This is a genomic window from Pseudomonas sp. 05N434 (genome assembly GCF_056396965.1).
In genome coordinates this window covers 1-5603 of sequence record NZ_JBFTMK010000334.1, presented here as the reverse complement: position 1 = coordinate 5603, position 5603 = coordinate 1, and the positions used below count along the sequence as shown (strand labels likewise).

7 protein-coding genes are annotated in these 5603 nt (G+C 59.4%); 3 read left to right on the top strand and 4 right to left on the bottom strand.

Features of this window, described 5'->3' with window-relative positions:
- Positions 1–12 precede the first annotated feature (12 nt).
- The 3 genes from AC1DLB_RS19750 to AC1DLB_RS19740 are packed head-to-tail and all read right to left on the bottom strand — an operon-like array spanning position 13 to position 2321.
- Positions 13–576 (bottom strand): peptidylprolyl isomerase, encoded by a 564-nt coding sequence (locus tag AC1DLB_RS19750; RefSeq protein WP_477785484.1) that lies wholly within the window; start codon positions 574–576, stop codon positions 13–15.
- A 3-nt stretch (positions 577–579) separates the two neighbouring features.
- Positions 580–1383 (bottom strand): alpha/beta fold hydrolase, encoded by an 804-nt coding sequence (locus AC1DLB_RS19745; RefSeq protein ID WP_064619649.1) that lies wholly within the window; start codon positions 1381–1383, stop codon positions 580–582.
- A gap of 14 nt (positions 1384–1397) precedes the next feature.
- A complete protein-coding gene (locus tag AC1DLB_RS19740; RefSeq protein WP_018926731.1) occupies positions 1398–2321 on the bottom strand; it encodes a PA3225 family LysR-type transcriptional regulator in 924 nt (307 codons plus the stop codon).
- Positions 2322–2370: 49 nt separating this feature from the next.
- Between AC1DLB_RS19740 and AC1DLB_RS19735 the strand changes: the two genes are divergently transcribed.
- The 3 genes from AC1DLB_RS19735 (at position 2371) to AC1DLB_RS19725 (ending at position 4577) form a co-directional block, all read left to right on the top strand.
- Positions 2371–2700, top strand: a complete 330-nt coding sequence (locus AC1DLB_RS19735; protein ID WP_007934049.1) for a hypothetical protein — start codon at positions 2371–2373, stop codon at positions 2698–2700.
- 150 nt (positions 2701–2850) lie between these two features.
- Positions 2851–3450: an FMN-dependent NADH-azoreductase gene (locus tag AC1DLB_RS19730; RefSeq protein ID WP_018926730.1), complete on the top strand. Its 600-nt coding sequence runs from the start codon at positions 2851–2853 to the stop codon at positions 3448–3450.
- A 260-nt stretch (positions 3451–3710) separates the two neighbouring features.
- The gene (locus AC1DLB_RS19725; RefSeq protein WP_477785483.1) at positions 3711–4577 is read left to right on the top strand and encodes a carboxylate/amino acid/amine transporter; all 867 of its coding nucleotides are present in this window, start codon (positions 3711–3713) and stop codon (positions 4575–4577) included.
- A 6-nt stretch (positions 4578–4583) separates the two neighbouring features.
- Here the strand turns inward: AC1DLB_RS19725 and AC1DLB_RS19720 are convergent, their stop codons facing one another.
- Positions 4584–5471 (bottom strand): LysR family transcriptional regulator, encoded by an 888-nt coding sequence (locus AC1DLB_RS19720; RefSeq protein ID WP_026286472.1) that lies wholly within the window; start codon positions 5469–5471, stop codon positions 4584–4586.
- Positions 5472–5603: the final 132 nt, after the last annotated feature.

The window sequence follows — 5603 nt, the reverse complement described above, 5'->3', positions numbered from 1 at the left end:
CTGCCGGTGTACTCAGTCGATGCGCTTGGCCGACTTGATCAGCACCGGGTCGACAGGCACGTTCTGCATGCCTTGTTTGGTGGTGGTCTGAGAGTTGACGATGATGTCCACCACGTCCATGCCCTTGACCACTTTGGCGAAGACGGCGTAACCGGCGTCGCGACCCGGATCGAGGAAGGCGTTGTCGGCCACGTTGATGAAGAACTGGCTGGTGGCCGAATCCGGGTTTGAAGTACGCGCCATCGACAGCGTGCCACGCACGTTATGCAGGCCGTTGCTGGCTTCGTTTTTGATCGGTGCCTTGGTTTCCTWCTGTTGCATCTGTGCAGTGAAACCACCGCCCTGAGCCATGAAACCTGGAATCACACGGTGAAAAATCGTGTTGTTGTAGAAGCCACTGTCGACGTACTCAAGGAAGTTCTTGGTACTGATCGGCGCCTTGACCGGGTCCAGTTCGATTTCGATCTGGCCGTTGGTGGTCTCCAGCAGCACGTGGGGTGCCTTGGCCGGCGTAGCGGCCATCAGGTTGGCGGCAAACAGAACGGAGCCGGCGACGAGGGCGATTTTTTTCAGCATGGGTCAGTGATCCTGAGTGGTGGTGTCGACTGCGGTGAGAAACTCGAGCAGCGTTTGGTTGAAGCGTTCGGGTTGATCCAGCGGGGTGGCGTGGCGCGAATCGGCGATCACCACCAGCCGCGCATCGGGCAGCAGTTTTACATAGGTTTCTTTCAGCGCGACCGGGGTGTAGTCACGGTCGGCGCTGACGACGAGGGTTGGACAGGAAACCCTGGAAAGTCGTTCCTGAACCCCCCAGCCAACGATGGCATCGAAGCTGGCGAGATAAGCATGTTTGTCGTTTTTTGCCCAGCGCGCCGCTATTTTTTGTCGTAACGAAGCTTGTTCCGGCTTGGGAAACAGTTTGGCGCCCAGGGCCTTGCCGATGGTGCCCATGCTCAGCACGCGCATCAGGCTCCAGCGTTTGAACCACTGCCAATAATCGTTGCGGCTGCGCCGTTTGACCTCGGGCGCGCTGTTGACGATGCACAGGCTCTTGAGCAGTTGCGGCTGGTCCACCGCCAGTTGAAAAGCGATCATGCCACCCATCGAAAGCCCCACAAGATGTGCAGGGCCAAGGTTCAAGTGTTCGATCAGCGCGATCAGGTCGGCGCTGAACCCGGCGATGCTGTAGCGCTCGCGGGGTTTGTCGGAGCGCCCGTGGCCGCGCACATCCGGCACGATCACCCGATGGTGGGCGGCGAGCGCCGGGATCTGCATTTCCCAGTCCTGGGTGCTGGAGCCCAACCCGTGAACCAGCAGCAACGGAGTGCCGTGGCCATATTCCTCATAGTGCAGGTTGCAACCTTCATGTTCGAAATAGGCCATAGGTACACTCCGTGTCAGGCTTGTTCGGGCGCGGCGAAGGGCGCATCCAGCGGCGCGGTGTCAAAGGTGCGCAGCAGTTCGATGAGAATCTGCGTGGCCGGGCCCAAGGGTTTGTCCTTGTTCGAATACAGATAGAAACTCGGGTTGCGGCTTCCGCCCTGATCCAACGGTAGCACTTTGAGCGTGCCTTCTTTGAGTTCGCGCTCGATCATGTGCCGGGGTAGCCAGGCGAAGCCCAGACCGCTGCTGACGAAGGTCGCGGCAGTGGCCAGGCTGCCGACGGTCCAGCGCTGTTCGGCACCGAGCCAGCCGACATCTCGCGGTTGCTGACGGCCGGAGTCGCGGATCACCACTTGCATCTGGCTTTCCAGGTCCTGGAAGCTCAGCTCGCGATTCAGACGATGCAGGGCATGTTCGGGGTGGGCGACCGCGATGAATTCGACATCGCTCAGCTCCGCGCCCAGGTAGCCGGGAATACTGAAACTGGTAATGGCCAGATCGGCCACGCCTTCGAGCAATACTTCTTCCACCCCCGATAACACTTCTTCACGCAGCCGCACCCGGCAACCGCGACTTTGCGGCATGAACGCGGTCAAGGCGCGGACGAGGCGGGCGCTCGGGTACGCGGCGTCGACCACCAGCCGTACTTCCGCTTCCCAGCCTTGTTCCATGTGGTGGGCCAGGTCTTCAAGTTGGCTGGCCTGTTTCACCAGTTGCCGGGAGCGGCGCAGCAGCACGCCGCCGGCCTCGGTGAGCACCGCTTTGCGGCCATCGATGCGCAACAGCGGTACGCCGAGTTGGTCCTGCATGCGCGCTACGGTGTAGCTGACCGACGATTGCGAACGGTGCAGCACTTCGGCGGCCTGGGCGAAACCGCCGTGATCGACCACGGCCTGCAACGTTCGCCATTGATCAAGGGTCACGCGGGGCGCTTTCATGTTGAGCTCCTCTTGTCCTAAGCTGGCAGCTCTTATTGGAGACTGCCGAATGAAAAAAATCTGTTGTGTGATGGCGGGGTGTGCGGTGTTGGCGATGTTGCCTCTGACTGCGTTTGCCTATCCGATCGATGTCAATAAACAGCTCAACGGTTTGAAGGTCGACTACAACGCCTATGACACGGACGCCGACATCGGCTCCATTCAGGTCAACAACTACGGCGACACCGACGTCACTTGCAAAGTGGTTTTCAATAACGGTCCGGAAGCGCCACGCACCCGCAAGATCGACGTACCCGCCGGCAAACACAAAAACGCCACGGCCAAGTTCACCCGCACCATCATCAAGCTGCGTATCGACCTGACTTGCACCCCGAAATGACCTCAAGCGGAGCATGTCGGCTGGGCATGCTTCGCTTATAAACGAATTTATCGATGCTTTATAGCAGTTATTTGCGCTTTTTCATCGATATGACTCTGTTTAACCTTCACTCCATCGACCTACAGCATTCTCAGATGGAGGCTACATCCCATGTCCCGCGTTCTGATCATCGAAAGCAGCGCCCGTCAGCAAGACTCGGTTTCCCGCCAGCTGACCCAGACCTTCATCAGCCAATGGAAAGCCGCACACCCGGCCGACCAGATCACCGTCCGTGACCTGGCCGTCAACCCGGTGCCGCACCTGGACATCAACCTGCTGGGCGGCTGGATGAAACCTGTCGATCAACGCAACGAGATCGAACAGGCCTCGCTGGAACGCTCCAACCAATTGACCGACGAACTGCTGGCCGCCGACGTGCTGGTGATGGCGGCGCCCATGTACAACTTCGCGATTCCGAGCACCCTGAAAGCCTGGCTCGACCACGTGCTGCGTGCCGGCGTGACTTTCAAATACACCGAGACCGGTCCGCAAGGTTTGCTCAGCGGCAAGCGCGCCTACGTGCTGACCGCTCGCGGCGGGATCTACGCCGGCAGCACCGCGGATCATCAGGAACCTTACCTGCGTCAGGTCATGGGCTTCATCGGCATCCACGACGTCACGTTCATTCACGCCGAAGGCATGAACCTGGGCGGCGACTTCCAGGAGAAAGGCTTGAACCAGGCCAACGCCAAACTGGCCCAGGTCGCCTGAGTCGTTAATCGCCAGATAATCGCTGGATGGTCTAGTGACCTGGCGCGACCCTTCAAGCCTGCACGCGCATCGAACCTCCCTTTGCACTTATTGCTCCTGAGTGCTCTAGCCCGATTGAACGCTTTAGCGAGATCGGGCTTTTTTTTGCCTGGGATTTAGTGGGCGCTGATGATTCTGTGGGACCGGGCTTGTTGTTGGCTGAGCGTTCGCGATAACGGGCAAAAACCGCTATCGTCGCCGCCATTCAAAACGAGGCGAGCATGGGCTATCTACTTTTTGTCACGCTGATCCAGGCGTTTTCCTTCAGTTTGATCGGCGAATACCTGGCCGGTCATGTCGACAGCTACTTCGCGGTGCTGGTGCGAGTGCTGCTGGCGGGGCTGGTGTTCATTCCGCTGACACGCTGGCGTCAGGTCGAGCCGGCATTCATGCGCGGGATGTTGCTGATCGGCGCGCTGCAGTTCGGTGTGACCTATGTCTGTTTGTATTTGAGCTTCCGCGTGCTGACGGTGCCGGAGGTGTTGCTGTTCACCATCCTCACGCCGCTGCACGTGACCCTGATCGAAGACGCGCTGAACCGGCGCTTCAATCCGTGGGCCTTGATCGCGGCATTGGTGGCCGTGGCGGGTGCGGCAGTGATTCGCTACGACCGGATCAATCCGGACTTCTTCATGGGCTTTTTGTTGCTGCAACTGGCCAACTTCACCTATGCCGCCGGGCAGGTGCTCTATAAACATCTGGTGGCCCGCCATCCGAGCGATCTGCCGCATTACCGGCGATTCGGCTACTTCTATCTGGGCGCATTGGCGGTGGCGTTGCCGGCATTTCTGCTGTTCGGCAAACAGAACTTCCTGCCCGAAGCGCCGCTGCAATGGGGCGTGCTGCTGTTCCTCGGACTGGTCTCGACCGCGCTGKGCTTGTACTGGTGGAACAAGGGCGCGTGCCTGGTGAATGGCGGGACGCTGGCGGTGATGAATAATCTGCATGTGCCGGTGGGGTTGCTGATCAATTTGCTGATCTGGAATCAGCATGAAGAGTTGGGGCGGTTGTTGTTGGGTGGATCGGTCATTCTGGCGGCGGTGTGGATCAGCCGGTTGGGTGTACGCCAACCCGTCATTGCACACTAAACCGGGTTAATTCGGCGCCAACTGCGCCACCATAAACTCAATAAACGCCCGGGTCTTTTGTGGTACGCGACGCGAGGAAGGGTAAACCGCGTTGATGGTAATCGCTGGTGCCTGCCACTCGCACAGCACCGGCACCAGGCGGCCTGCCGCCAACGCGCCTTCCACAATGAAATCAGGCAACAGGGCGATGCCCATCCCGGCTTCGGCGGCCTGAGCGAGCAAGTCGCCGTTGTTGGCGTGCAACGGGCCGGAAACGTTGACCCGTTGCGTCTCCTTGCCATTGCACAACTGCAGGCTCACGCCGCTTTGCAGATACCCGTAATTCAGGCATTGATGCGCGCGCAAGTCTTGCGGGGTCCGCGGTATGCCTGCACGCGCCAGATAGGCGGGGGAGGCCACCATGATCCGCGGTGCCGGTGCCAGTTGCCGGGCGATCATGGTCGAGTCTGGCATGCTGGCGATGCGAATCGTCACATCGAAGCCGCCACGCACTGGATCGACCTGTTGATCGCTGAGCACCAGTTGAAGCTCGATGTTCGGATGCTGCTCATGGAACAGCGGAATCAACCGTCCAAGGCGATGCAGGCCGAACGACATCGGCGCATTCACCCGCAACACCCCACGTAGCTCGCCGATGCCGTCTCGAGCGCGCTGCTCGGCCTCGTCCAGCGCGGACAACACCTCCCGCGCCGCCTCGAAATACTCGGCGCCAGCCTCGGTCAAGTGCAGGCTGCGCGTGGTGCGCTGCAGCAATTGCACGCCGATTGCTTCCTCCAACGCCTGAATCTGTTTACTCACCTTTGATCGCGGCACGTCCATCGCGCGAGCGGCAGCTGCGAAGCCGTTCTCGCCAACCGTCACGACAAAGGCGCGCATGCATTCGATCCGATCCACGATTGTCCCTTTTTTAGAATCAATTATTCTCGATTTTAGGGAATTGTCCCTTTTTTATCTAGCCCGTAAAGTTACTTCCAAGCCAGCAAGCAAACAGCTTGAGGCAAGTGACTCACCCAATATTCATTAAAC

Bases quoted from the DNA above. Each gene is read 5' to 3' on its own strand.
- AC1DLB_RS19745 (WP_064619649.1), bottom strand. From the start codon at position 1,383: ATGGCCTATTTCGAACATGAAGGTTGCAACCTGCACTATGAGGAATAT.
- AC1DLB_RS19730 (WP_018926730.1), top strand. From the start codon at position 2,851: ATGTCCCGCGTTCTGATCATCGAAAGCAGCGCCCGTCAGCAAGACTCG.
- AC1DLB_RS19740 (WP_018926731.1), bottom strand. From the start codon at position 2,321: ATGAAAGCGCCCCGCGTGACCCTTGATCAATGGCGAACGTTGCAGGCC.
- AC1DLB_RS19735 (WP_007934049.1), top strand. From the start codon at position 2,371: ATGAAAAAAATCTGTTGTGTGATGGCGGGGTGTGCGGTGTTGGCGATG.